This window comes from Streptomyces sp. WAC03905 (genome assembly GCF_057371075.1).
The window spans coordinates 2793189-2819702 of the sequence record NZ_JBXYDZ010000003.1 but is presented as its reverse complement, the minus strand read 5'-3'; the positions used below and the strand labels follow the sequence as shown (position 1 = coordinate 2819702).

The 26514-nt window shown below is 74.0% G+C and carries 21 protein-coding genes; 13 read left to right on the top strand and 8 right to left on the bottom strand.

The window, feature by feature from the left end; translation table 11 throughout:
- The first annotated feature begins 1 nt into the window (after nucleotide 1).
- Nucleotides 2-919, top strand: a complete 918-nt coding sequence (locus tag AC2RP6_RS14935; RefSeq protein WP_486446654.1) for a PadR family transcriptional regulator — start codon at nucleotides 2-4, stop codon at nucleotides 917-919.
- 57 nt (nucleotides 920-976) lie between these two features.
- Here the strand turns inward: AC2RP6_RS14935 and AC2RP6_RS14930 are convergent, their stop codons facing one another.
- From AC2RP6_RS14930 to AC2RP6_RS14915, 4 genes are all read right to left on the bottom strand, one after another.
- Entirely contained in the window at nucleotides 977-1549 is a 573-nt protein-coding gene (locus AC2RP6_RS14930) for a Clp protease N-terminal domain-containing protein (RefSeq protein WP_486446653.1), read from the bottom strand.
- A complete protein-coding gene (locus AC2RP6_RS14925; RefSeq protein WP_030013034.1) occupies nucleotides 1549-1758 on the bottom strand; it encodes a helix-turn-helix domain-containing protein in 210 nt (69 codons plus the stop codon). Before AC2RP6_RS14925 ends, AC2RP6_RS14930 begins: the two co-directional genes overlap by 1 nt.
- Nucleotides 1759-1838: 80 nt before the next feature.
- On the bottom strand, nucleotides 1839-2801 hold the full coding sequence (locus AC2RP6_RS14920; RefSeq protein ID WP_486446652.1) for a zinc-binding dehydrogenase: 963 nt from the start codon (nucleotides 2799-2801) through the stop codon (nucleotides 1839-1841).
- A 184-nt stretch (nucleotides 2802-2985) separates the two neighbouring features.
- Entirely contained in the window at nucleotides 2986-4188 is a 1203-nt protein-coding gene (locus AC2RP6_RS14915) for an NAD(P)-dependent malic enzyme (protein ID WP_030658893.1), read from the bottom strand.
- Between the two features lie 526 nt (nucleotides 4189-4714).
- On the opposite strand from AC2RP6_RS14915, the gene AC2RP6_RS14910 reads away from it, so the two are divergent.
- The 3 genes from AC2RP6_RS14910 to AC2RP6_RS14900 are packed head-to-tail and all read left to right on the top strand — an operon-like array spanning nucleotide 4715 to nucleotide 7419.
- Nucleotides 4715-5677 (top strand): ABC transporter substrate-binding protein, encoded by a 963-nt coding sequence (locus tag AC2RP6_RS14910; protein WP_030829396.1) that lies wholly within the window; start codon nucleotides 4715-4717, stop codon nucleotides 5675-5677.
- 39 nt (nucleotides 5678-5716) lie between these two features.
- Complete coding sequence (locus tag AC2RP6_RS14905; RefSeq protein WP_486446651.1) at nucleotides 5717-6658, top strand: amino acid ABC transporter permease; 942 nt, start codon at nucleotides 5717-5719, stop codon at nucleotides 6656-6658.
- The gene (locus AC2RP6_RS14900) at nucleotides 6658-7419 is read left to right on the top strand and encodes an amino acid ABC transporter ATP-binding protein (protein WP_030658899.1); all 762 of its coding nucleotides are present in this window, start codon (nucleotides 6658-6660) and stop codon (nucleotides 7417-7419) included. The genes AC2RP6_RS14905 and AC2RP6_RS14900 overlap by 1 nt, the downstream gene beginning before the upstream one ends.
- A gap of 126 nt (nucleotides 7420-7545) precedes the next feature.
- Here the strand turns inward: AC2RP6_RS14900 and AC2RP6_RS14895 are convergent, their stop codons facing one another.
- A complete protein-coding gene (locus tag AC2RP6_RS14895) occupies nucleotides 7546-8346 on the bottom strand; it encodes a class I SAM-dependent methyltransferase (protein WP_486446650.1) in 801 nt (266 codons plus the stop codon).
- An 82-nt stretch (nucleotides 8347-8428) separates the two neighbouring features.
- Between AC2RP6_RS14895 and AC2RP6_RS14890 the strand changes: the two genes are divergently transcribed.
- The gene (locus AC2RP6_RS14890; RefSeq protein ID WP_486446649.1) at nucleotides 8429-9058 is read left to right on the top strand and encodes a CGNR zinc finger domain-containing protein; all 630 of its coding nucleotides are present in this window, start codon (nucleotides 8429-8431) and stop codon (nucleotides 9056-9058) included.
- Here AC2RP6_RS14890 and sodX read toward each other — a convergent pair.
- A complete protein-coding gene (sodX, locus tag AC2RP6_RS14885; RefSeq protein ID WP_486446648.1) occupies nucleotides 8962-9384 on the bottom strand; it encodes a nickel-type superoxide dismutase maturation protease in 423 nt (140 codons plus the stop codon). The genes AC2RP6_RS14890 and sodX overlap by 97 nt on opposite strands.
- Nucleotides 9385-9555: 171 nt before the next feature.
- On the opposite strand from sodX, the gene sodN reads away from it, so the two are divergent.
- Entirely contained in the window at nucleotides 9556-9951 is a 396-nt protein-coding gene (gene sodN / locus AC2RP6_RS14880; RefSeq protein WP_030036761.1) for a superoxide dismutase, Ni, read from the top strand.
- A gap of 119 nt (nucleotides 9952-10070) precedes the next feature.
- Here sodN and AC2RP6_RS14875 read toward each other — a convergent pair whose 3' ends face one another.
- Together AC2RP6_RS14875 and AC2RP6_RS14870 are read right to left on the bottom strand one after the other, a co-directional pair.
- Nucleotides 10071-11228, bottom strand: a complete 1158-nt coding sequence (locus tag AC2RP6_RS14875; RefSeq protein ID WP_486446647.1) for an acyltransferase family protein — start codon at nucleotides 11226-11228, stop codon at nucleotides 10071-10073.
- 93 nt (nucleotides 11229-11321) lie between these two features.
- Entirely contained in the window at nucleotides 11322-11510 is a 189-nt protein-coding gene (locus AC2RP6_RS14870; protein ID WP_030658906.1) for a DUF6104 family protein, read from the bottom strand.
- A gap of 134 nt (nucleotides 11511-11644) precedes the next feature.
- Here AC2RP6_RS14870 and AC2RP6_RS14865 point away from each other — a divergent pair, with 134 nt between their 5' ends.
- From AC2RP6_RS14865 to fxsT, 7 genes are all read left to right on the top strand, one after another.
- The gene (locus tag AC2RP6_RS14865) at nucleotides 11645-13831 is read left to right on the top strand and encodes a VMAP-C domain-containing protein (RefSeq protein ID WP_486446646.1); all 2187 of its coding nucleotides are present in this window, start codon (nucleotides 11645-11647) and stop codon (nucleotides 13829-13831) included.
- A 40-nt stretch (nucleotides 13832-13871) separates the two neighbouring features.
- Nucleotides 13872-14915 carry an AAA family ATPase gene (locus AC2RP6_RS14860; protein WP_486446645.1) on the top strand — a complete coding sequence of 348 codons (1044 nt, stop codon included), beginning with the start codon at nucleotides 13872-13874 and terminating at the stop codon, nucleotides 14913-14915.
- Between the two features lie 6 nt (nucleotides 14916-14921).
- Entirely contained in the window at nucleotides 14922-18242 is a 3321-nt protein-coding gene (locus tag AC2RP6_RS14855) for an SAV_2336 N-terminal domain-related protein (RefSeq protein ID WP_486446644.1), read from the top strand.
- A 101-nt stretch (nucleotides 18243-18343) separates the two neighbouring features.
- The gene (gene fxsA, locus AC2RP6_RS14850) at nucleotides 18344-18541 is read left to right on the top strand and encodes an FxSxx-COOH cyclophane-containing RiPP peptide (RefSeq protein WP_486446643.1); all 198 of its coding nucleotides are present in this window, start codon (nucleotides 18344-18346) and stop codon (nucleotides 18539-18541) included.
- 992 nt (nucleotides 18542-19533) lie between these two features.
- Nucleotides 19534-21186 carry an FxsB family cyclophane-forming radical SAM/SPASM peptide maturase gene (locus AC2RP6_RS14845; RefSeq protein WP_486446642.1) on the top strand — a complete coding sequence of 551 codons (1653 nt, stop codon included), beginning with the start codon at nucleotides 19534-19536 and terminating at the stop codon, nucleotides 21184-21186.
- A complete protein-coding gene (locus tag AC2RP6_RS14840; RefSeq protein ID WP_486446641.1) occupies nucleotides 21183-22442 on the top strand; it encodes an HEXXH motif domain-containing protein in 1260 nt (419 codons plus the stop codon). Before AC2RP6_RS14845 ends, AC2RP6_RS14840 begins: the two co-directional genes overlap by 4 nt.
- Nucleotides 22443-22506: 64 nt before the next feature.
- On the top strand, nucleotides 22507-25593 hold the full coding sequence (fxsT, locus tag AC2RP6_RS14835) for an FxSxx-COOH system tetratricopeptide repeat protein (protein ID WP_486446640.1): 3087 nt from the start codon (nucleotides 22507-22509) through the stop codon (nucleotides 25591-25593).
- Nucleotides 25594-26514 lie beyond the last annotated feature (921 nt).

Sequence of the window (26514 nt, the reverse complement as noted above, 5' to 3'; positions counted from 1 at the left end):
CATGCCGCCCGTCTTCGCCCATGGCCGCCTCCGCCTCTACCTCCTCAAGCTGCTGGACGAGGCGCCGCGCCACGGGTACGAGGTGATCCGCCTGCTGGAGGAGCGCTTCCAGGGCCTCTACGCCCCCTCCGCGGGCACGGTGTACCCGCGCCTGGCCAAGCTGGAGGCCGAGGGGCTGGTCACGTACGCCACCGAGGGCGGGCGCAAGGTGTACTCGATCACCGAGGCGGGCCGCGCCGAACTGGCCGACCGCAGCGGCGAACTGGCCGACCTGGAGCTGGAGATCCGCGACTCCGTCACCGAACTGGCCGCGGAGATCCGCAGCGACGTCCGGGGCGCGGCGGGGGACCTGCGGCGCGAGATGCGCGCGGCGGCCTCGGCGTCGGCGACGCAGGTGGGCCAGGACGACTCCTGGCAGGCGGCCAAGGAGGAGCTGCGCAAGGCCCGGCAGGAGTGGAAGGAGCAGGCCCGCCGGGCGAAGGACGAGAGCCGCCGGGCCCGCGAGGAGGCGCAGGCGGCCCGCCGGCAGGCCAAGGAGGCGCAGGACCGGGCCCGCGAGGAGGTCCAGCGCATCGCGGCCCAGCTCCACGAGCAGTTCGCCAGGTCCGGCGGTGTCCTGGGCAGTCTGGCCGGAGCCTGGCTCGGCGGCACGCCGGGCCAGGCCGCGGACCGGGCGTCGACCCCGTACCGGGACGGCGCCCAGGACGGCGCCCCGGGCGGATCCCCGGACTGGGCCGCGGACCTGCCGGCCACCGGTGACCCGGCCCGTGACCTGGACCGGCTCCTGGACCGCTTCCGCGACGAGGTGCGGGACGCCGCGCGGGACCACGGAGTGACCGCGGCCCGGGTGGCCGAGGCCCGCGACCACCTCGCGGCGGCCGCGGCCCGCCTGTCCACGGCCTTCGCCGCCCGCCCGTAGAGCGATCGAGCCCGGCCTGATCGGCACGGCACCCCGGCTGCGGCGCGGCCGCCGGGGCTACGCCGCCAGTCCGGTCTCCGCCGTGGCGTAGGTGATGCCGTGGTCCGTCAGGACTTCGGACGGCGTGCCCGGGCGGGAGAGGAGGGCCAGGAGGAGATGGACGGTGCCGATGCGGTGGTCCTTGCGGCCCAAGGCGATGCGCAGGGACTGCTCCAGCACCTTCTTCGAGCCCTCGGTGAAGGGGACGTGGCGGCTGCCGCCGCGGTCGTCCGGCTCCGTGCGCCCCAGGGCCGAACGGACCGAGGCGCCCAGGGTGCGCCGGCGCGGCGCGGGGGCCGCCAGGGCGCCCTCGCCGTGGACCTCCTCGACGCGGGAGACGATCTCCGTGAGGTCGATGCCGAGTCCGGCCAGCGCCTCCTCGTCCGCCCGGGACATACCGCCCCGGCGGCGGGCCGCCGCGAGATCGGCGGCCACCGCCGCCCGGTCCACGCCGAGGGGGTCCAGGGCACCCAGCGCCAGCAGGGACAGCAGCAGGTGCTCCTCGGTGACCCTGGCCGACCCGGCCTGCCGGGCCTCGGCCACCGCCCCGGTCACGGTCGACCGGGCGTCGCGGGTGAAGCGTTCGAACATCACAGCCTCCCGTACTTCTTGTGCACGGCCTGCCGGCTCACGCCCAGCTCGGCCGCGATCTCCTGCCAGGACCACCCCTGCGCGCGGGCGCTGCGTACCTGTACGGCCTCCAGCTGCTCCAGCAGCCTGCGGAGGGCGGCCACGGCACGCAGGCCCACGCGTGGGTCCCGGTCACCTGCCCGTTCGGCGAGATCGGTCGCTTCCGTCATGCATGTCAATGTAGGTTGACGCGGGAGGTCTCGTCAACCCCAGTTGACATCGAGGGGTGGCGGGCCGGAGGCAGCGGGGGTCAGGGCTTGAGGACGACCTTGCCGAAGAGGTCGCCCGACGCGAGCTTCTCGAACCCCTCCCGCGCCCGGTCCAGCGGCAGCACCTCGTCGATCACCGGCCGCAGCCCGGTCGTGGCGCAGAAGGCGAGCAGGTCCTCCAGCTCGTCCTTCGAGCCCATGGTCGAGCCGACGACCTTCAGCTCCAGGAAGAAGATCCGGGTCAGCTCCGCGTGCGAGGGGCGGTCGCCGCTCGTGGCGCCGGAGATCACCACCGTCCCACCGGGCCGCAGCGACTTCACCGAGTGGGACCAGGTGGCCGCACCCACCGTCTCGATCACCGCGTCCACCCGGTGCGGCAGCCGCGCGCCCGGCTCGAACGCCTCCACCGCGCCCAGCTCCACGGCCCGCTTGCGCTTGGCCTCGTCCCGGCTGGTGGCGAAGACCCGCAGTCCGGCCGCCTTGCCGAGGGCGATCGCGGCGGTCGCGACACCGCCGCCGGCGCCCTGGACCAGTACGGAGTCGCCCGGGCGGACCCCGGCGTTGGTGAAGAGCATCCGGTAGGCCGTCAGCCAGGCCGTCGGGAGGCAGGCGGCCTCCTCGAAGGACAGCTCGGCGGGCTTGCGCAGGACGTTCCAGGCGGGGACGGTCACCTGCTCGGCGAAGGTCCCCTGGTAGCGCTCGGTCAGGATCGAGCGGGGCTCGTCCGGGCCCACCCCGTGGCCGCTCTGGCCGATCACGGAGTGCAGGACGACGTCGTTGCCGTCCTGGTCGGTCCCGGCCGCATCGCAGCCCAGGATCATCGGGAGGCTCTCCTCGCCGAGGCCGACCCCGCGCAGCGACCACAGGTCGTGGTGGTTGAGGGAGGCGGCCTTGACGTTCACGGTCACCCAGCCGGGGCGGGCCTGCGGGGCGGGGCGATCGCCCAGCACGAGGCCGTTCAGCGGCTGGTCACGGTCGATTCGGGCGGCATAGGCAGCGAACATGCCGCGACGCTACCGCTCGGTAGGGCCCGGTTCCAGACCTGCCGCGACCGCGCCGGTGAGGCCTTCGTCGCACCCGCCCCGGGACCCGGCCTCCGACCCGCGGGGCCGGCCGCCGCCGCGGACGACGAGAGGCCCGGCCGGAGCGGATCCGGTCGGGCCTCTTCGTGCACGTGCTCCGTCCGGGTCAGACCAGGCGGGCCACGCCGTCGGCCTTCGCGGCGGCGGCGACCGCCGCGGCCACGGCCGTCGCGACGCGCTCGTCGAACGGCGACGGGATCACGTAGTCGGCGGCGAGCTCGTCACCCACGACACCGGCGATGGCATCGGCGGCGGCGATCTTCATGCCCTCGGTGATCCGGGTGGCGCGGACCTTGAAGGCGCCCGCGAAGATGCCGGGGAACGCCAGCACGTTGTTGATCTGGTTCGGGAAGTCCGAACGGCCCGTGGCCACGACCGCCGCGTACTTGTGCGCGACGTCCGGGTGGACCTCCGGGTTCGGGTTGGCCATGGCGAAGACGAACGCGTCCTTCGCCATCGTGGCCACGGCCTCCTCGGCGACCGAGCCGCCGGAGACGCCGATGAACACGTCCGCGCCGGCCAGGGCCTGCTCCAGCGAGCCGGTCTGGCCCGTCTTGTTGGTCAGGCCCGCGATCTCCGCCTTGACGTCCGTCAGGTCGGAGCGGTCCGCGGAGACGACGCCCTTGCGGTCGGTGACGCAGACGTCGCCGATGCCCGCGTCCACCAGGATCTTGGCGATGGCGATGCCCGCCGCGCCCGCGCCCGCGATCACGGCGCGCAGGTCGCCGAGGGTGCGACCGGTGAGCTTGGCGGCGTTGCGCAGCGCGGCCAGCGTCACGATGGCCGTGCCGTGCTGGTCGTCGTGGAAGATCGGGATGTCCAGCGCCTCCTGGAGGCGACGCTCGATCTCGAAGCAGCGGGGCGCGGAGATGTCCTCCAGGTTCACCCCGCCGAAGGACGGCGCCAGACGGATGACCGTCTCGACGATCTCGTCCGTGTCCTTGGTGGCGAGCGCGATCGGGACCGCGTCCACACCACCGAACTGCTTGAAGAGGATGGCCTTGCCCTCCATCACGGGGAGGGAGGCTTCCGGGCCGATGTCACCGAGACCGAGCACGGCCGTACCGTCGGTGACGACGGCGACCACGTTCGACTTCCAGGTGTACTCGTTGACCAGCTCCGGCTGCTCGGCGATGGCGGTGCACACCTTCGCCACGCCCGGGGTGTACGCCAGGGACAGGTCGTCCTTGTCGTTCACCGGAACCGTGGCCTGGATGGCCATCTTGCCGCCCCGGTGCAGTGCGAACACCGCGTCGGGGTTGTTGTCCGTCGCACTGTCGCTGCGAGGGTTGACGATCTCCGCTGCCACTTCGTGTGACCCCTTAATTCCTTTTGTTCGTTGAGGGTGGCCACTCCTGGTTAAGGGGTGGGCGGGCACCGCGTCCGTACTCCGCATCGACGGTTGGCCCGTCTCCGCGAAGGGGAGGTTCGTACGCGCGGGCGCGCCGCACGCGCGCCCTGAGCCCCGGATGAGGGGTGTAAGGATCTGTTCTACCCGAAGAACACTCGCTCAGACGAGTCGATTCCGGCTCAACCGTAGGTCACTTGCCCGCCTTTTGGCGAAAAGTCCAAACCTTGCCGTCCGGTGGGCGAGACGCCCCGGAGAAACTGCGCCCAAAAGGCCTGGTCACGGCAGTATCTACGGCCTCGAACCCCCTTGCCCGCAGTCCTGTTGGCGTACCCCGGTCGCCCGTTATGCGATTTTGACCTGACGGGCAGCCTGAATGTCTCAGTCCGAATGGCAAGATGCCGTAATCACACAAGGTCGCGACACTCGATGGTGCGTGTCCGACCGTTTTTCGATGCTTTTCGACCCCTGTCGGAGGAACGAAGCCATGACCGCAAGCACCACCCGTCGTACGACCGCCGCCCGGTCCCGGATCGCCGCGGTCGGCGCGATCGCGGTCGCCGGCGCCCTGATCCTCACCGGTTGTGGCGACCAGACCGACAAGGCGACCTCGACCCCGTCGGGTGCGGCGAACAACAGCAGCGCGCCGCTCTTCTCGAAGCTCCCGAAGAAGATCCAGGACGCCGGTGTGATCAAGGTCGGCACCGACGCGACCTACGCGCCGATGGAGTTCACCGAGGGCGGCAAGATCGTCGGCGTCGACCCCGACGTCGCGGCCGCCCTGAGCAAGCAGCTCGGCGTCCAGTTCAAGTTCGAGTCGGGCACCTTCGACACGCTGATCGGCAGCATGCAGACCGGCCGCAGCGACCTGGTCATGTCCTCCCTCACCGACACCAAGGCCCGTCAGGAGGGCCTGGACGACAAGGGCGCCAAGACCGGTGCCGGCGTCGACTTCGTCGACTACTTCTCCGCCTCGACCGGCATCCTGGTCAAGAAGGGCAACCCGCAGGGCATCAAGACCCTCGACGACCTGTGCGGCAAGACGGTCGCCGTGCAGCGCGGCACCACGTACGAGGAGTCCGCGAAGACCCAGGCCGAGAAGTGCAAGACGGACGGCAAGGGCGAGCTGAAGATCGAGTCCTTCCCGACCGACGCCGAGGCCCAGACCCGTGTGAAGGCCGGTGGCGCCGCCGCCGACCTGAACGACTCCCCGGTCGCCGCCTACATCGCGCAGACCGCCGGCGGCGGCAACGACTTCGAGGCCATCGCCAACCCGACCGACGCCGGCCTCTTCGGCATCGCGGTGGACAAGAAGAACACCGAGCTGCGTGACGCGCTCAAGGAAGCCCTCGACGCGATCATCAAGGACGGCACCTACAAGGCCGCCCTGGACAAGTGGAACGCCGGTTCCGGCGCCGTGACCGAGGCCAAGATCAACGCCGGTTCCTGACCTCCGCGTACCACCGCAGCACACTGAAGGGCAGTCACTGTGACTGACAAGCTCGACAAGGACCCGGGCCCGGCGGACACCCCGCCGGCCGGGGCCGTACCCCCCGAGGCGATCCGTGCCATCCCGGTCCGCCACTACGGCCGCTGGATCAGTGCCGTGGTCGTCATCGGTCTGGTCGTGGCGCTCATCGTCGCCTTCTCCCAGGGCAACGTGCGCTGGGCGACCGTGCCGGAGAAGCTGTTCGACCCCAGCATCCTGCGTGGTGTCCTGAACACCATCTGGATCAGCATCACCGCCATGGCCCTGGGCCTGGCGCTCGGCGTGCTCTTCGCCGTGATGCGGCTCTCGAAGAACCCGGTGACCAGCACCATCGCCTGGTTCTACATCTGGCTCTTCCGCGGCACCCCGGTGTACGTGCAGCTCCTCATCTGGTTCAACCTCGCCCTGATCTTCCCGATCCTGAACCTCGGGTTCTACAAGGACGAGATGACCCAGGTCATGACGCCGTTCCTGGCCGCCCTCCTGGGCCTGGGCCTCAACGAGGGCGCGTACATGGCGGAGATCGTCCGCGCCGGCATCCAGTCGGTCGACGAGGGCCAGACCGAGGCCTCGCACGCACTCGGCATGACCCGCACGCAGACCATGCGCCGCGTCGTCCTGCCCCAGGCCATGCGCGTGATCGTGCCGCCGACCGGCAACGAGTTCATCAACATGCTCAAGACCTCGTCGCTCGTCGTCGCCGTGCAGTACTTCGACCTGCTGCGCGCCGCCCAGGACATCGCGTCCACCTCGTTCGCGGTGATGGAGATGTTCTTCGTCGCCTCGATCTGGTACCTCGCCCTGACCAGCGTGTTCAGCGTCGGCCAGTACTACCTGGAGCGCCGCTACGCCCGTGGCGCGCTCCGCTCGCTGCCGCCCACGCCGCTGCAGAAGATCAAGGCGAAGCTGTCCAGCTTCTCGAACAGCAAGGCGGTGGCCTGATGACTGCCATGGTGAAGGCCGAGGGCGTCCACAAGTCCTACGGTGCGGCGCACATCCTCAAGGGCATCGACCTGGAGGTCGCCCCGCGTGAGGTCTTCTGCCTGGTCGGCCCGTCCGGCTCCGGCAAGTCCACCTTCCTGCGGTGCATCAACCACCTGGAGCAGATCAACGCCGGACGGCTGTACGTCGACGGGGATCTCGTCGGCTACCGCCAGAAGGGCGACAAGCTCTACGAGCTGAAGGACAGCGAGGTCGCGGCCCAGCGCCGGGACATCGGCATGGTCTTCCAGCGCTTCAACCTGTTCCCGCACATGACGGCCATAGAGAACGTCATGGAAGCGCCGGTGATGGTCAAGGGCGAGTCCAAGGCGGTGGCGCGGGAGCGTGCGATCCGTCTGCTGGACCGGGTCGGTCTCGGGGACAAGGGCGGGAACTACCCCACCCAGCTCTCCGGCGGCCAGCAGCAGCGCGTGGCGATCGCCCGCGCGCTCGCCATGGAGCCGAAGCTGATGCTCTTCGACGAGCCCACCTCCGCCCTCGACCCGGAGCTGGTCGGTGACGTCCTCGACGTCATGCGCGACCTCGCCGACTCGGGCATGACCATGATCGTGGTCACGCACGAGATGGGCTTCGCCCGCGAGGTCGGTGACAACCTCGTCTTCATGGACGGCGGCGTCGTCGTCGAGTCGGGCCACCCGCGCGACGTGCTGGGCAACCCCCAGCACGACCGGACGAAGGCGTTCCTCTCCAAGGTGCTGTAGTCGGCGGCGCCGGGCGCCGCACGTGGACAAGACCGAGGGGCGGTACGGATTCCCGTACCGCCCCTCGGTCATGCCGCCGGAGTGCCCCCGGCTTTTCCGCCGGGTGTCCCCGGTTCTCCCGATTCCCTACTTCAGACCCAGGACCAGGGCGTCCGAGGGGGAGCGCCAGACCGTGCGGGCCTCCGCGAAGCCCGCGGCGCGCAGCGTCTCGGCGTGCCAGGCCGCGGAAGGGGTGTCGCCGTCGGCGTGCTCCCCGTAGATCTCGAAGCGGCGGGCGGTGGGCTCGGCCAGCGCCGGCTCGGCGGCGGCCAGGGCCCACCACTCGCGCCAGTCCACCGCCCCCGCCTCCTTGGCCCGGTCCATGCCGGCGTGCCGGTGGGCGCGCTCGGCGGCGTTGATGCGCGGGGTGGCCGGATCGGGCATGTGGTCGGCGTTCATGAACACCCCGCCGGGGGCGAGCAGCGGGGCGAGCTGCCCGTACAGCACGGCCAGCTCCTCGCTGCGCAGCCAGTGCAGGGCGGTGGCGGTCAGGACCGCGTCGTAGGTGCCGTGGGGGAGGACCGAGGGCCAGTCGGGGTCCTTGAGGTCGGCGGTCACGAACGACACCCGCCCGTCGCCCGAGAAGTGGCCCCGGGCGATGGTCAACAGCGCGGGGTCGAGATCGACGCCCGTACTGGTGGCTCCCGGGAACCGCTTGAGGACGCGGTCCGTAATACTTCCCGTACCGCATGCGAGATCCAGCACCCGGGGGGTGGGTCCCACCAGTGCCTCGACCATGTCCAGCATCACCCGGAACCGCTCCTCGCGGTCGGGCATGTACCACTCCTGCTGCCGGTCCCAGCTGTCCTGCCAGGCCTGCCAGTCGGTACCGGTCCGTCCGGCGTCGGTCGTGTCCGCCGTGTCCGCCGTGTCCGTGGCATCCGCCATCCCGAACCCCTCCCTACGTAATACCCTCGAAGACGTCTCAGCCGTTACCAGAGACATTAATCCGCAGCCGTAAGGACTACAAGTGGAACTGGCCCATTACTCGGACTTCGCCGTGCGCCTGGTCAACACCGAGGAGCCGGCCCGCAACAAGGACGCACTCACCTCGGTGGACGCCGTCCGCGCCCTGTTCGGCGCCAGCCAGCAGATGGCCCGCCGCGTCACGGACACCGACATCACGCGCTTCCGCAACGTCCGCGGCCGGCTGCGCGCCGTCTTCGAGGCCGCCGACGGCGGCGACCACGTCCTCGCGGTCGACCTGCTGAACTCGCTGCTGATGGAGTTCCCCGTCAGCCCCCAGGTCTCCGGCCACGAGACCCTCGACGACGACGGCCGCCCCGATTGGCACATCCACCTCGCCGAACACCCCTCGAACGCCTCGGCCGGCTACGCCGCCATGGCCGCCATGGGCCTCGCCTTCGCCCTCACCGAGCATGGCCCCGACCGCCTCGGCCTGTGCCAGGCCGCGCCCTGCCGCAACGCCTACCTCGACACCTCCACCAACCGCTCCCGCCGCTACTGCTCCGACCGCTGCGCCACCCGCGCCAACGTGGCCGCCTACCGCGCCCGCAAGCGGCTGGAGGCCGAGGCGTCGGCCCGCAGCACGCGCAGCGAGGACACCGCCCAGGACAACCGGGCCCTCAGCGAGCGCTGATCCTCCCCGCGTGGCCGGAACCGCAGGACCGCCGTCGCCAGCACCAGCTCGCCAGGCACCGGCCCGTAGTCGGTGCTGTCGCCGGTCGTGTTGTACGGATTGTCGCCGAGCACCCACCACGCACCGCCGGGCCGCCGCTCCACCGCGCGCTTGACCACGAGCAGGTCCTGCTGGAAGGGGTGGCGCAGCACCACGACGTCGCCCGGCCGGACGGCGGCCCCGTACCGGACCACGAGCCGGTCCCCGTCCAGCAGCGTGGGCACCATCGACGGACCCGTCACCTCCACCACCTCGAACCGCCTGCGCGGGCGCGCGTTCTCCACCATGCGTGTCCTCCTCGTCACTCCCGCATGCTGCCGCACCGGCCCGTACATTCGCTCACCGGTCCGGCCGTGACCCTGGACTTTTGTCCTAAGCCCACGGGGGCGCCCGCGAAATCCGGTTCCCCAGCGAGTAATGTCCCCCTTGAGAAGACGATCACGAGGAGGACAAACTCCATGCTTTCCCGCCTCTTCGCCCCCAAGGCGAAGGTCTCCGCCCACTGCGACCTGCCGTGCGGCGTGTACGACCCTGCCCAGGCCCGCATCGAGGCCGAGTCCGTCAAGGCCGTGCAGGAGAAGTACCAGGCCAACGACGACGCCGACTTCCGCGCGCGCGCCATCACCATCAAGGAGCAGCGCGCCGAGCTCGCCAAGCACCACGTCTCGGTGCTGTGGAGCGACTACTTCAAGCCGCCGCACTTCGAGAAGTACCCGCAGCTGCACACCCTGGTCAACGACACCCTGAAGGCCCTCTCGGCCGCCAAGGCGTCCAACGACCCGGCGACCGGCCAGAAGGCCCTCGACCTCATCGCCGAGATCGACCGCATCTTCTGGGAGACCAAGGCCGCCTGAGCCCCGGCTCCGCCCGGTCCGACGAGAACGGCCCGGCTGCCTCGTGGCAGCCGGGCCGTTCTCATGGGCGTCGGGACCGTCCGCGGGGGCTCGTGCGGCTCCGACGGACGGAACGGGGGTCATCCCCGGGCGGGCACGCCGGAGTTGCGGCGCAAGGAGTCGAGGCCGTGCGTGAGGCCGCGCTTCAGGAGACCGGAGAGAGGGCGTTCGACGTACCGGTGGACCAGCCACGCGGCGGCGAGCATGCCGAGCGTCATCACGGCCACCAGCGTCCACGGATCGAGGTGGAAGCGCAGCAGCCGGATGCCCGTCCAGCCGATGTGCTCGTGCAGCAGGTAGAGCGGGTAGGTGAGGGCGCCGGCCGTCGTGAGCCACCGGCCCCGCACCCACGAGAGTCCCCCCAGCGCGAGGACGATCATCACCAGGTAGCCGAGGGTCATCAGGGCGATGGCCGGCTTCGCGTCCAGCGTGCGGCCGAGGCTCACCGCCAGCCCGTCGTTGTACAGGGCGACCTGGCGGACCGAGAAGAGCCACGAGACCAGGACGATGCCCCACAGCAGGAGCGTCGGCCCGAACCGGTGGATCAGGTACATCGCCACACCGGCGATGAAGTACGGAGAGTACTCCGGCATCACGATGTAGTTGAGGAAGGGCGCCCGGCCGGCGGTCACCAGGACCGAGGCGACGGTCCACAGCGCGCAGAAGAGGACCACACGGCGGTAGGTCACGCCCTTCCACACCACCAGAGCGAACAGGAGGTAGAAGCGCAGCTCCACCCAGAGTGTCCAGTAGACGGCATCGACCGATCCGACACGGAACGGTTCCTGCAGCATGGTGAGGTTGAGAAGCACGTCTTTCAGGCCAAGTGGCTGCACGACCAGCGGCCAGACGGTGACGACGGCGGTGGTGAGCAGAACCGCGAGCCAGTAAGCCGGATAGAGCCTGACCACCCGGGACGTGAAGAAGTCGCCCAGGCTACGGCCCCAACTGCTCATGCAGATGACGAAGCCGCTGATGATGAAGAAGAGCTCGACGCCGGTCCACGTGTACGAGGCAAGCCAGGAAGCCGTGGGAAAGACCACGTCGACCGGTTTGGTCCAGGCGTTCTTGGACGCGTCCGTGTTGCCGCCGAAGCCGACGTAGTGGTGGAAGACCACCATGAGCGCGGCTATGAGGCGCAGGCCGTCGAGAGCCGCGAGCCTTGGGCGTGACCGGGCAGCCCGAGTGGGCGCCTGACCGGCTTCCAGGCTCGGCCTCGGCGCGAGGTCGTTCAACATTGGGCGGATGCTACTAGGACCGTGCCCCATGCAGTCACATGGGGGCACGGCGCGCACGTGGACCGGCCCCCCCGGGGGAAGCCGCCCCGCAGCTCAGTCGTCGGAGTCGTCGTCCTCGTCGTCCAGCCGGGCCAGCCAGGTGGCCAGGCGTTCCACCGGAACCTCGAAGTCCGGGTTCAGGTCGACGAAGGTGCGCAGCTGCTCGGCGAGCCACTCGAAGGTGACCTCCTCCTCGCCGCGCCGCTTCTCCAGCTCCTCGATGCCGCGATCGGTGAAGTACAAGTCGGGCTCCGTGCCGTGATGTGGATGTGCGGGGAACGTTTCCCGCCAGGATAATCCGCGGCGCCCGCGAGACCTCCCGTCGCCCGCGCCACCGGCGCTAGCCTGGTCGTCTCACCAGCGGGCGGGGGGCGCGCATGACCGACGGGCGCACGACCGGGACGGCGCGCGCCTTCGAGCTCCTCGAACCACTCGTCCAGGCGGCGACGGTACGCGTCCACGCCCCGCCCGGCGGGTATGAGTCCCCCGGCAGCCATCGGACCGGTCCCACCTGGGGGAGCGGTTTCTTCATCGCCCCCGGCTGGGTCCTGACGTGCGCGCACGTGGTCGGCGAAGGGGGTGCCGCCGTGCGGCTGACCGGTCGCGAGGTGGGCATCACCTTCCACGCCGGCAGACCCCGCCACGCGGGCCCCGGCACCCCGGGCGCCGTCACCGGGACCGTCACCGGGCGCGTGGAGTGCGTACTGCCCGAGCGACTCGAAGAACGGCGGCCCGCCCGGCACGCCCTGTGGGACCTGCCCGACCTGGCACTCATCAGGGTCCTGGCCCCCGTCTCCCACGCCTGCGTCTGGCTCACCGACCGCTCCCGGCCGCGCTTCGACGAGGTCGCCTACTTCGGCTGCACCGAAGACCTCGGCACTCCCGAGATCACCGGCCGCACCACCCGGCTGCGCGGCACCGCCGGGAACGGCGCCGCCATCCGGCTCGCCGACGACGACGAGATCGACCCCGGCATGTCCGGCGGCCCCGTCGTGGACCTCGCCCGCGGGGAGGTCGTCGGCGTCGTCAAGGCCCGCCGGCACACGGGAGGCGGCGGACTCGCCGTCTCCGTGGTCCAGCTGCGCACCCTCCCCATGGCCGCGCGGGGCCAGGTCGGCCTCTACCGCCGGATCATGCAGGCCCACGACCTGTACCACTACGACCAGCACCTCAGCGACCTCGACAACCGCCGCACCTGGACCGACGTGCACGGCGAACTCCCGCCGCAGGAGCTCGACCCCTACGGCGGCCGCGGCCGGCTCACCCCCGGCGAGCGCACCACCCTGTGCGGACTCCTCGCCGAACTGCCCCCACCGAGCTCCTCCGAAGCCGTACGGGCCCTCGTCGAGGCCGTCCGCGGCGAGGAACCCGACCCGCAGCCGCCCGCCCCACTGAGCTGGCGCGACGGGCTCGGCCTGCTCCACGACCCGCCGGGCGGCACCGGCGAGGCCGCGGCCATGCTCCGCTACGCGACCGACGTCAGCGTCGCCGAGTACCGCGAACCCCCGACGCCGGGCGCCGACGAAGAGCTGTGGGACTGGGTACGGTCCACGGCAGAGCGGCTCTGGCGGCCCCTGCGGCGGGAACTCGGCGAACGCCACGAACGGGGCCTCGCCGAACGGGAACGCCGCCGCCGGGCTTCGGCCGGGCGGGCCGCGGGCGGACCCGCCCGGGGCGCCGGCGGACTGCCGCCGGGGGCCTCGGTCCTGCTGGAGGTGTGGGCGCACGGCTGGGAGCACCTCTACGACTGGCGGGTCTCCGTACTGGCCGGACCCGCCCACCCCGGCCGGCTGACCCCCGTCGACGCGGGCGTACGGGCCACCGTGGCGGGCCTGCCCGAACGCTTACGGGCCCCCCTGGCCGAAGCCTTCCGGCGGTGCGACACCCACGTCGCGGCCGCCCTGCTCGAAGTGGCCGTGGCACCCGAACTGTTCGGGCTCGCCGTGGAGGACTGGGTGGTGGCCGGCGGTGTACCGCTGGGCGTGCAGCGGCCGGTGGTGCTGCGCCATCCCGGGGGCCGGGGCACCGCCCACGCCCCGGGCGCCCCGGGAGCCGACCCCGTCGGTCCCGCGGACGACCCCCGCGGTCCGCAGACCCACCCGGCCGACCACGAGACCGGCCGGGCCGCCGCCCGCTGGGCCCGGGTCCAGGCGGGGCCGCTCCAGGACGAACGGGCCGACTGCGCGGGCGGCCGGCCGCGCGCCCCCTCCGCCGCATGGCTGTCGGCCCTGCCGGACACCACCGTCCCCGTGCACTGCCGGGCGGCGGACCAGGAGCCCACGCTGGGCTCCCTGCACGCGGTACGGGACGCCGGCTACGGCGTGGCCGTCACCCGCAGGCCGCCCCCGGACCCCGGGGTGTCGTGCGCGCCGTTCCACCGCGGGCTGCGCGAGGAACTGGCCGACGCGGGCCGGGCGGAGGTGCTGCCGGTGCGGCTGCAGACGTTGCGGGGCCGGGCGTACGGGGCCGACCCCGACGCCTACTGGGCGGCCGGGGCGGGGCTGGTGTGGGAGGACCCGGCGCGACCGCTGCCGGACGTCGAACCCCTCCACGGCGACCTGTGACGGCGCCGGGCCCGGCGGATTCGAGGGAGGGACACGCACCATGAACGACGAGTGGCTCATCTACCGCGGGGTCGGCGAGCCCCACGACGGGATCGACGCGCTGCCCGGCCCGCCGCCCTGGCGGGACTTCGACGGCGGGCCCGTCGTGGACCCCGGCCGCGCGGCCGGGGCCGCCGAGGGCAACATCGCCCGACGGCTCGGGGCGCACCGGCAGGCCGCCGAACTGCACCGGCCCGAACCGGAGGAGCTGCAGGCCATCAACGCGGCGCTGTACCTGAGGCGGCCGCTCCTGGTCACCGGCTTCCCCGGAACGGGCAAGTCCACCCTCGCCCACTGCGTCGCCCACGAGCTGAAACTGGGACGCGTGCTGCGCTGGCCCGTGGTGTCCCGGACCGTGCTGCAGGACGGCCTCTACCGCTACGACGCCCTCGCCCGGCTCCAGGACGTGCAGCTCGCGGCGGGCGGCGCGGCCGCGGCGGCGGCCCCGGGCGCGCCCGGCGGAACGGCCGGCAGCGTCCCCGGCATCGGCAAGTACATCCGGCTCGGCCCCCTCGGCACCGCCCTGCTGCCCACCGCACGGCCCCGCGTGCTCCTGATCGACGAGCTCGACAAGAGCGACATAGACCTCCCCAACGACCTGCTGAACGTCCTGGAGGAAGGGGAGTTCGCCCTGCCCGAGCTGGAGCGGGTCGCCGACGCCGAGCCCGAGGTCGAGGTGCTCACCGACGACGGGACGAAGGTGACCGTACGCGGCGGCCGGATCCGCTGCCACGCCTTTCCCTTCATCATCCTGACCAGCAACGGCGAACGGGACTTCCCCGCCGCCCTGCTGCGCCGCTGCATCCAGCTGAGCCTCGGCCAGCCCGGCGAGAGACGGCTCGCCACCATGGTCCGCGCCCACCTCGGCGAAGAGGCCGCCCGGCTCGGCGGCGACCTGATCCGCGAGTTCCTGGGCCGCTCCCAGACCGAGCTGGTCGCCGCCGACCAGCTCCTCAACGCCGTCTACCTCACCCACTACGCCTCCCCGGCGACCCGGGAGGACCTCGCCGACCTGCTCATCCAGCGCCTCGACCGCCCGAGGTGACCGACCGTGCCCGAACCCGCCGCGCCCGGACCGGGCGTTCCCGAACCGACCGTGCCCGGCGTCCGTGAACCCGGCGTCACCGAACCCGCCGCGCCCGGCGTACGCGAACTGGCCGCGCTGCTGCGGGCGGCCGGACTCGACCCGTCCGCCGAGGAACTCGCCGACGCCCTCTGGCTCGCCGGCCACATCCGCGGGCCCGGACCGGCCCGGACCGGCCCCCCGGGGCCCGGCACGGACGCCGAACCCGACGATCCGGCCGCGGAACCCGCGGACCCCGTACGCGTCGACCCCGACACCGAGGACCCCGTACGGCTCTACGCCCCCGGGGCCCACCACGCCGCCGAGGCCGACGGCGGGACGCCGGAGGAGTCGCCCGAGGAGTACGGAGTACCCGTACGCGTGCCCGGCGCCGCCGCCCTGCCCCGCATCCTCGACGTCCAACGGGCCCTGCGCGCCCTCCAACGGCACCGGCCGCCCGCCCCGCCCACCCGGCTGGTCATCGACGAAGGGGCCACCGCCGACGCCAGCGCCCGCGCCCTCGGACTTCTCATCCCGGTGCTGCGGCCGGAGAGCCGGCGCGAGGCGACCGTCCGGCTCGTCATGGACGCCTCGCCCTCGATGGCCGTCTGGCAGGACATGTTCGAGGAACTCCGCTCCGTCTGCGAACGGCTGGGCGCCTTCCGGGACGTCCAGGTCCACTACCTGCACCGCCGCCCCGACGGCACCGCGGCCCTCGGACGCGGCCCCGCACCGGGCGCCGGACTGCGCTCGGGGGACCAGCTGCGCGACCCCACCGGCCGCGCCCTGACCATGATGGTCTCCGACTGCGCCGGACCCCTGTGGCGCGAGGGCGCGGCGCAGCGACTGCTGCACCGCTGGGCCGAATGCACGCCGTGCATGGTGGTCCAGCCCCTGCCGCAGCGGCTGTGGGGGCGCAGCTGGCTCCCGACCGAGCGCGGCACCCTCGCCCGGCTGGAGGGCGCCGGCCAGAAGCTGCGGTTCCGGCCGGACCGACCCGGGCCACCCGGCCGGCCCGCGGACGGACTCGCCGTACCGGTGCTGCCGCCCAGCCCGACCGCCCTCGGAGCGTGGGCCCGGCTCGTCGCCGGCCTCGGCACCGGGCCGGTGCCCGCCGAGGTGGGCCGCGTACGGGCCGACCACCCCGCCGCCCCCGTCCCGCCGCCGCCCGCCGTCCGGCCGCCGCGCGAACTCGTCGCACGCTTCCGCTCCTCGGCCGCGCCCCGGGCCGTACAGCTGGCGGTCTACCTGTCGGCGGCTCCGCTGACGCTGCCCGTGATGCGGCTGGTGCAGCGCACCATGCTGCCCGACTCCGAACCCTCCGACCTGGCGGAGGTACTGCTCAGCGGACTGCTGAGGCGCAGCGGACCCGGCCCGGGTCACTGGTACGAGTTCGTCCCCGGAGTGCAGGACGTACTGCTGGGGCCGCTGGGGCGGGACGAGGCGGCACTGGTGCTCAAGCACTGCTCGGAGTACGTCCGGACCCACTTCGGCTCGGGCGTGCGCAACTTCCCCGCGCTCGCGGTCGCCCAGCTGACCGGCATCGCGCCGACGCCGGCGCCCCCCGGGGGCGACGACGAGGAGCAGCCCCCGCAAGGACGGCTCCCGCAGGCCTTCGCACAGGTTTCGGCCAAAGTCGTACGCCGCTACCTGCCCGGGATGCCACCGGACGGCCCGCCGGTCCGGGAACCCCGGACGGCCCCCCTCATCGCCCGCGCCGGAGCGGTGCGCACCGCCCGCGACCGGCTCGCCGACGCGGACGCCGACGGCGACGCCGGCGCACGGGCCCTGCACGAGGCCGTCGCGGTCCTGCGGCGGGCCGTGACCGCCCCGGCCGGACCCGCGGACCCGCCGGACGAGGCCGAGACGGAACTGGCCGGCGCACTCCTGCGGTTGTGGGCGGCCGAGCGCGATCCGGAACTCCTCGCCGAGGCGGAGCGGACCCTGACCGGCCTGCGGACGCCCGCGGCATGGGCGGCACGCGGGCGGGTGCTGTACGAGCGGGCGCTCGCCGCCGGCCCGGACCCCGAACTGCTCGCCGCGGCGGACCGCGAGTTCGCGGCGGCGGCCGCGGCCGCCACGGCCGAACCGGAACTGCGGCGCGACTGCGCGGTGCGGCGGGCCGAGACCCTGATCCGGCTCGGCGGCCTGCGCGAGGACCCGGGCGCGCTGCGCGAGGCCCGCGCGGCACTCGAACCCCTCGCGGGCCCCGTCCCGGGCGCCGACCCCGACCCGGAAGCGGACCCGGACCCGGCGGCCGCCGCCGGGCCGCATCCCGAACTGCACCTCGCCCTCGGCCGGGTCCTGCTGGCGCTCCTGCCCCGAACCCCCGACCCGGCCGAGCGCACCGTCCTGGCCGAACAGGCCGCGGCCCGCCTCACGGCGGTCCAGGCCGCCGCCCCGCCCGGTACCGCGCAGGTGCGGGTGGAACTCGCCGACGCGCTGCGGTACCTGCCCGCACGGCTGGAGGACGCCGCCGGTCAGCTGGCCGCCGCCCTGGAGGAGACGGGCGGGGACCAGGAGCTGCGCGTCGCCGCCCTGCTGTGCCTGGCCCGCGTGCACCGCGAGCGGTACGCGCGGGACGCCGACCCGGCGGCGCTGGAGGACGCGGCCGAGGCGTACGGGCGCGCCCGCCGGCTCCTGCCCCGCGACGGCGAGGCTTTCGGTGAACTCCTGCCCGAGTGGGGCGACGTACTCCTGGACCGGGCCCGGAGCGCCGGCGGACGCCGCTTCACCGGAGCGGCCGTACGCGTCCTGCGGGAGAGCCGGGCGGCGGTCCCGCAGTCCGACCCGGGGGCCGCGCACCGGCTGATGCGGCTGGCCACCGGACTGCGGCTGCGGCACGCCTACGAGAACGACGCGGTGGACCTGCGGGAGGCCGAATACCTCCTCGAACTGGCCGTCCGCAACAGCCGGGGCCCGCTGGACCGGGCCCGCGCCTGGCGGGACCACGGCGACGTGCAGCAGGAGATCCACGGCCACACGCGGGCCGCGGACCGCCTCGACCGGGCGGCCGAGTCCTACCGGCTGGCCTGGCGGGCCGCCCTGGAGGCCGACCGCGAGGGCCGCGACGACCACGAGGGCCGCGAGGAGCCCGACGGGCGGGCGGGCCGCGAGGACACCGCGCTGCGCCTGGCCGCGCGCGTGCAGGAGTCCCGCGGGGAGGTGCTGGAACGGCTCGCCCGGCCCAGGGCCGCGCTGGAGGAGTACCGCGCGGCGCTGCAGCTCTGGAAGCGGATCGGCGCCGACCCCGACGGCCGCTCGGAGGGGCTCCGCGCGCGGGTACGGGCCCTGGAAGCGGGACGGTGACGGCCGCGCCGCGGGCCCGGCGGGCTGTTTCCGCCGGGCGGGAGGAGGGCAAAGGGCAGGGGACCGTCCGGAATGCGACGCGACAGGGGGAACAGCGGCACATGGTGACGAATCGTCGGGACACGGCACCGGCCACCGCCCCCGGATGCCCCGGCCGGCTCCCGGACCTCTCCGGCCTCGACCTGGCCGCCCTCCGCGGGATCGACCACCCCGTACTGGCCCAGGTGATCGAAGGCCTGGTCGAACGCGTGACGCACCCGGCGGAAATCCTGAACGCCTTCGACTCCAGCGCGTCCTGACTCCCGCGGCGGGTGGCGGATCCGGCGCCGGCCCGCGGGCCGGCGGCTTCCGGGGCTCCGCCCCTCCGCTCCCGCGGCGGGTGGCCGTACTCGGGGCGGCCTGCGGGCCGGTGGTTTCCGGGGCTCTGCCCCTCCGCTCCCGCGGCGGGTGGCCGTACTCGGGGCGGCCTGCGGGCCGGTGGTTTCCGGGGCTCTGCCCCTCCGCTCCCGCGGCGGGTGGCCGTACTCGGGGCGGCCTGCGGGCCGGCGGCTTCCGGGGCTCTGCCCCTCCGCTCCCGCGGCGGGTGGCCGTACTCGGGGCGGCCTGCGGGCCGGTGGCTTCCGGGGCTCTGCCCCGGACCCCGCGCTTCAATCGCCGGCGGGGCTGGATGTGCGGGGCGGTGGCTTCTTGGGGTGTGGGGCGGGGCGGCTTTCGCCCGGGGTGCGGTTGGGCGGGGTCGGTTCGGTGTGGGGCGGTGCCCCGCCGGAGTGTCTCCTCGGCTCGGCGCGCGCGGGCATGTCGCGGTGGTTGCCGGGGGTGGCGCCTCGTCCTGCGGGGACACTCCGCCGTGTCCCCGCCCCACTGCCGTGCCCGTCGCGGGGGGAGCGGGGACGGTGAGGGGTGTCCCCGCAGGACGAGCGCGCAACCCCCGGCCCACGGCCGAGAAGGCTCGCACGCGCCGAGCCGAGGAGACACCCCTCGGCGGCCCCGCGCACCAGCCCGCACCATCCCAGCCCCGCCGGCCCCGACTGCTGCCCGCTGCGGAGCGGAGCCACCCCATCCAGCCTCGCCGGCGTTTGAGGCGCGGGGTCTGGGGCGGAGCCCCAGCAGCCACCGGCCCGGGGCCGGCGCCGGATCCGCCACCCGCCGCGGGAGCGGAAGGGCGCGGGGTCTGGGGCGGAGCCCCAGCAGAAGGGTGACCACTTTCCGCCGTTAGCCGGGACCGGCGCCAGGGCAGGGATGCACCGTCCGCCGGGGCGCCCCCGGCGGCGGGGCGGGGAGGAGTGCGGCGATGCGGCGAGCGACAACGAGCGGCTCCCCGCTGCCCGCGCCCGCCGGCCCCCCACCCCCGGACTCCGCCCAAGGCCCGAGCCCCGCACACCAGTTGGGCTCCACCAGGTCGGCGGCGGTCGCCCCGCGCGCGGACTTCGCCCAAGGCCCGGGCTCCGGGAACCAGTCGGGCTCCGCCCAGTCGGCGTCAGCCGTGCCGCGCCCGGTCGGGGGCGCCTGGCGCGTGGACTCCGGTGAAGGCCCGGGCCCCGCCCAGCAGTCGGGCTCCGCCCAGCCCGCGCCGGCCGTACCGCAGTCCGCCGGAGGCGGTCGGCATGGGCGCAACGCCCCCTGGCCGTACACCCGGCTCGATGTCGCCGCCGCGCGGGCCGCAGGCCATCCGCCCCATCCCATCAGGCAGTTCGTGCTGAAGACCCGCAGCCGCTGCAACCTCGCCTGCACCTACTGCTATGTCTACGAGCTCGCCGACCAGGGCTGGCGCGACCAGCCCGTCGCCATGACCCCCGCCACCGCCGCCCGCGCCGCGCAGCGGATCGCCGAGCACGCCGCCGCCCACGACCTGGCCCGCGTCGACCTGGTCCTGCACGGCGGCGAGCCCCTCCTCACCGCCCCGGCCGCCCTCGCCGCCCCCGTCGAGGCCGTACGGGCCGCCCTCGCCGCCGCCTCCCCCCGCACCCGGATCACCGCCACCGTCCAGACCAACGGCACCCTGATCACCCGCGGCCGCCTCGCCGCCCTGGCCGCCGCCGGGATCCGGGTCGGCGTCAGCCTCGACGGGGGCCTCCCCGCGCACAACACCCGCCGCGTGGACCACGCCGGACGCCCCGGCTTCGGTGCCGCCGCGCGCGGCCTGCGTCTGCTGGCACGGCACCCGGACAGCTACGCCGGGGTGCTCTGCGTCATCGACCTCGACCACGACCCGGTGGAGACGTACGAGTCCCTGCTCGCCTTCGCCCCGCCCACCGTCGGGCTGCTGCTCCCGCTCGCCAACTGGAGCGCCCCGCCGCCCCGCGGGCCCGGCCCCGGCCCCGGTTCCGGTTCCGGCCCCGCCGGGACCCCGTACGCCGACTGGCTCCTCGCCGTCTTCGAGCGCTGGTGGCACGACCGGGAACGCCGCACCCGCATCCGGCTCTTCGAGGAGATCATCGCCCTGCTGCTCGGCCTGCCCGCCACCACCGAGACCCTCGGGCTCGCGCCCGCCGCCACCGCCGTCATCGAGACCGACGGCTCCATCGAACAGGCCGATTCGCTGAAATCCGCGTACGAGGGGGCCGCCGCCACCGGCATGGCCCTCGACACCCACAGCTTCGACCAGCTCCTCGACCACCCCGGCTTCGCCGCCCGCCAGCTCGGACGCGAGGCACTCGCCGCCGACTGCCGTGCCTGCGACCTGGTCGAGGTGTGCGGCGGCGGCCACTACCCGCACCGCTACCGGGCCGGCGAGGGCTTCCGCCAGCCGTCCGTCTACTGCGCCGACCTCCAAGTGCTGATCCGGCACATCGCCGCCGCCGTGCAACGCGCCGCCGCCCCGACCGCCGCGCAAGCCGCCGCCCCGACCGCCGCCCCCGCCCCTGCGCAGGCCGCCGCCCCTGCGCAGGCCGCCGACCGCCGCCGCAGCCGCGCCGTCGCCCGCCCCCCGGCGGCCGCCTCATGACCGCCGCCCTCGCCGCCTTCACCGTCTCGTCCCACACCCTGCGCGCCCTCGCCTCCACCGAGCCCTCCCCGGAAGGCACCCGCCTGGTCCGCGACGTACGCCGCTCCAAGCGCCTCGTCCTGCTCCGCGCGGTTCTCGACGCCGCCCCCTGCGGCCGGTCCGGCCGGACCGCCGAGCACTGGGCGCTGCTGGAGGAGGCCGAGCGCCGCGCCCCGGCCGCCGTGCGCGATGTACTGCACTACCCGGCCACCGGCGTATGGGCCGAGGAGACCCTGCGCCGGCTGCACGCCCCGTACGGCCCGCCGCCGGACCTCGCCCACCTCGGCGCCCTCGCCGCGGCCGCCGCCCTGCGCGCCGGGATCTCCTTCACCCACACCCTGCGGCCCGTCCACGGCCGCCTCGTCCTGCCCACCCTCGGCCTGCTGCGCCCCGAGCGCCCGGGCCCGCTCGTCCTCACCCAACGCTCCTGGGACCCCGACGACCCCGCCACACTGCCCCTGCACGCACTGCCCGGCGGCGGCACCGCCCTCGACGACCTCGACCCCTACCGGGCCCCCGGCCCCGCAGAGCAGCCCGCCCCCCTGCGCCCCGCCCGCCGCCTCACCCCCAAGGGCCACAAGCGGTGGGACACCCAGTGGTCCGGCGCGCTCACGCTGCTCCGGCGCTACGACACCGTCCGCGCGGAGGAGACCGTACAGCTGCTGCGCTCCCTCGTACCGCTCGCCGGCGGCTCCCGCTCCAGCGGGGCCACCCTCCCCGCGGCCGCAGGCTCCGTACTGGCCCGCGCGCAGGCCCCGCCGGCCCTCGCCGCGACCCTCGTCCACGAGGTCCAGCACGGCAAACTCACCGCCCTCGCCGACGTCCTGACCCTGCACACCGCCGACGCGACGCCCCGCCACTGGGCCCCCTGGCGCCGGGACCCCCGCCCGCTGGAGGGACTCCTCCACGGCACCTACGCCCACCTGGCCCTCGCCGGGTACTGGCAGCGGGCCGCCCTCTACGGTGCCCGCGGCGCCTGGGCCCAGCACGCCCGGATCCGCGCCCAGGTCGCCGCCGTCCTGCCCGCCCTGCGCGCCCACGACCGACTGACGTCCGCGGGCCGGGAGTTCACCGATGCGATGGCCGCCGCCGAACGGGCCATGGACGAGCTCCCGCCCCCCGGCGACCAGCACGCCGCGGCCCGCCGGGCCGTCGACCGCGAGCGCCGCGCCTGGTGCGAGGCGCACCCCGAACTCGCCCCGTTCGCGCAGGTCTGACGGACCGTCCGCTGCGGTACCTTTTCAGTCCCGTCCACTGCCCGCAGCCCAGGGAGACGGCCGCATGACCACCGGTAGCCGGCAGGACCGCGAATCGGCGCACGAACCTCCCCGACCGCAACAGCCCCAGCCGCCCCAGCCGCCCCAGCACCCCCCACACCCCCCACACCCCCCACACCCGCAGCATCCGCAGCGCTTCGTCATCAGCTTCGCCGGCTTCAACCGCCCCTGGGCCGTATGGATCGCCCACCGCCTCGAAGAACACGGCCACCGCGTCACCCTCCAGCGCTGGGACCCGCAGAACAGCCCCGGCCTCACCCAGGCCCTCGACGACCTCGCCCGCTCCGGCAGCCGCGTCCTCCTCGTCCTCAGCGAACGCTACTTCTCCGCCGGCACCCACACCGACCAGCAGTGGAACGCCGCCCTGCGCGCCGTCACCGACGACCACCCCGACCGGTTCGCCGCCGTCTGCCTCACCGACGCGCCCCTGCCCAGCGCCGTCGCCGTCCTGGAGAAGACCGACCTGTGGGGCCTGGACGCGTACGAGGCCGAATACCGCGTCCTGCGCCGCCTGGAACTCCCCACCGAACGCATCGGCACCGAAACCGGCCGCCGCGGCCCCCGCTTCCCCAACGACCCGCCCGAGATCTGGGGCCGCGTCCCGCGCCGCAACCCCCGCTTCACCGGCCGCAACGACGTCATCGGCACCCTGCGCCAGGCCCTCGCCGAAGCCCCGCCCGGCGCGTCCACCGTCACCCTGCTCGGCCTCTCCGGCGTCGGCAAGACCCAGGTCGCCACCGAGTACGCCTACCGCTTCGCCTCCGAGTACGACGTCGTGTGGTGGGTCCCCGCCGAGGACCGGCCCACCCTCCGCGAACGCCTCGCCGACCTCGCCCCCGCCCTCGGCCTCCCGCGCGGCGCCGGCAGCTACGGCGAGCAGATCCGGGCCGTCCTCGAAGCGCTGCGCCGCGGAACCCCGTACAGCCGCTGGCTGATGGTCTTCGACGGCTGCGACAACCCCGACGACCTGATCGACCTGCTGCCCTCCGGCGGCGCCGGCGACGTCATCATCACCTCCCGCAACCGCGAATGGGCCGCCCGGCACACCAGCCTCGTCGAAGTCCCCCTCTACGCCCGCCCCGAATCGATCACCTTCATCCGGCGCCGCGCCCTGCGCCTGACCGCCCACGAGGCCGACCAGCTCGCCGAGGCCCTGGAGGACTACCCCCTCGCCCTCGACCAGACCGCCGGCTGGCTCGCGGACTCACCGCTGCCCGTCGGCGACTACCTCGCCCTGCTCCAGCGCCGCATGGACTCCCGAGAGGCCGTCACCCTCTCCGAGGACTACCCGCTGCCCTTCCCCACCGCCCTCGCCATACTCCTCAACAACGTCCGGGAGAACTTCCCCGACGCCCTCGCCCTGCTGCGGCTCTTCGTCTTCTTCGCCCCGGGCCCCGTCCCGCTGCGCCTCCTGCGCGAATTCCCCGCCGACGACGTTCCCGAGCAGCTCGCCGGACTCATCAACGACCAGATCCGCTGGAACGCCGCCCTCAACAAACTCGTCCAGTTCTCCGTCGTACGACTGGAGTACTCCGACCTCCCCGTGGAGGAGGGCGGCGGCGGGCTGGAGACCGTACAACTGCACCGCATGGTCCACGGCATCGTCCGCGAGAACCTCTCCGAGGACGAGGCCGAACCCCTCGCCCGGGCCGTCCGCCAGGTCCTCGCCGCCGCCGACCCCGGCCGGCCCTCCGACTCCCGGCTCTGGCCCCGCTACGCCGAACTCGTCCCCCACCTCACCCCCTCCGGGGTGATCACCAGCAGCAACCCGCGCATCCAGAACTTCCTGCTGCACTGCCTGCGCTACCTGATCCTCGCCGGCGAGTACCGCGACTGCCTGCGCCTGTGCGAGGAGACCGACCGGATCTGGCGGGCCCGGCTCGGCGAGGACCACCCCAAGGTCCGCGAACTCAGCTACCAGTACGGCAATTCCCTGCGCAACCTCGGCCTGTTCCGCCGCGCCGAGATCCTCACCAGGGCCGTCGCCGACCGGCTCACCGGAGAACGCGGCGACCAGGACCTGGAGAGCCTGCGCGCCACCAGCGCCTACGGCGGCGTCCTGCTGTGCATCGCCAAATTCGAACCGGCCCGCGAGATCTTCGAACACTGCCTCGCCACCTACCGCGAACTCCTCGGCGAGGACGACTCCATCACCCTCGACGCCCAGAACAACCTCGCCGCCACCTACCGGCTCCTGGGCCGCTACCAGGACGCCTACGACCTCGACCTCGACACCCTGCGCCGCCGCGAACGCGTCCTGATGCCCCTGCACATCTCCACCCTCGCCTCCGGCATCGCATGCGCCATGGGGCTGCGCCTCATGGGCCGCTACCGCGAGGCCCAGACCCGGCAGGAACAGGGCGTCAAGCTCAACACCCAGGTCCTCGGACTCGGCCACCCCCAGACCCTGCGCGCCGAACACAACCTCGGCCTGTGCCTGCGCCGCTCCGGCGACATCCCCGGCGCCGGCCTGCGGCTGCGGACCGTGTGGGAGCGGGCCACGCGCGTCTTCGGCGTGGACTACCCCTGGACCCTGATGGTCGCCTCCGACTACGCCACGTACCTGAGGGAGTACGGTGACATCGGCGAGGCCCGCCGCATCTCCGAGGACGTCGTGCGCGGCTACCAGTCACAGCTCGGCCTCGCCCACCCGTACAGCATCGGCACCGTCGGCAACCTCGGCCTGGTCCTGCGCGCCCAGGGCGAACGCGCCGAAGGCCTCTCCCTCGCCGAGCAGGCACTGGTCGGCATGCGCGGAGCGCTCGGCAGCAGGCACCCGTGGTCGCTGGGCTGCGCCCTCAACGCCACCGGCCACCGCAACATCACCGGGCGGCTGGAGGACGCGCTGGACCTGAGCCGCGAGACCCTGCGCACCGCCGAGCGCGTCCTGGGCCCCGACCACCCGATGACGCTGAGCGCCCAGATCGCCCTGGCGGCGGACCTGCGGTCGGTACGGGAGGACACGGAGGCGGGCAAACACGAGGACGCGGGCATCAAGGGCCTCACCCGCACCCTGGGCGCCCAACACGTCCACACGGTCTCGGCGAAACAACGCGCCCGCCCGTACTGGGACTTCGAACCGCAGCCGTAGGGGCGCGTGCACGGTTGCCCGCCGGGTACGCGCGCACGCGCGCCCGGCGCCTCCACCCCCGCGGCCCCACCGCCCGGGCCGGTGGTCGCCCACCCGCGCCCCGGCGGGGCAGGCGCGGAGCCCGGTCGCCTGCCGGGCGGGGGCTTCGTGGTGTCGTTCGGCTCGGGCGGGCCCTCACCCCCGCGGCCCCCCTGCCCGGGCCGGTGGTTGCCCACCCGCCCCCGTCGGGGCGGGCGCGGAGCCCGGTCGCCTGCCGGGCGGGTGCTTCGTGGTGTCGTTCGGCTCGGGCGGGCCCTCACCCCCGCGGCCCCCCTGCCCGGGCCGGTGGTTGCCCACCCGCCCCCGGCGTGGCAGGGGCGGAGCCCGGTCGCCTGCCGGGCGGGGGCTTCGGGCGAGGTCGATGCGCCGAGGCGGGAGCGGAGCCGTGCCTGGGGTTTCCCGTCAGTCCCATCGTCTTCCGTGTCGGGCCGGCCCCTCAAGGGCGCTCCCTGCGGTCGCGTCACTGCGTGATGGCCTTCGGCCACCCTTGACCGCCCGTCCCGCCACGGAAAATTCGAGGACTGCCGGGAAGCCCCCGCAAGAACGAGCCGGGCGCCAGGAGACCACCGGGCCCGTTGCCCTGCCGAGCCGGATCCCAGTGCGCCTGAAATCGCTACGCGCTCCTGCCAGACGGCGTCTGCGGGCCGCGGGGGCCGGGCACAGTCCGCCTCAGATCGCTACGCGCTCCTCGATCACGCGTCCGCAGACCGTCGGCGGCTTTCCCACGGATACGGCTTCTCCTCGCCCGGCTGGTTCGGGACGAAACCACTGCGGCTTGCTCCTCACCGGAGCCTCTCCACTAGGAGCTGGAGCGTCGGTCTCGACCTGTCGAGACCGCCCCGCGCCGCCGGGCCGGTGCCTTTCGGGGTGGCCCGGCGGGGT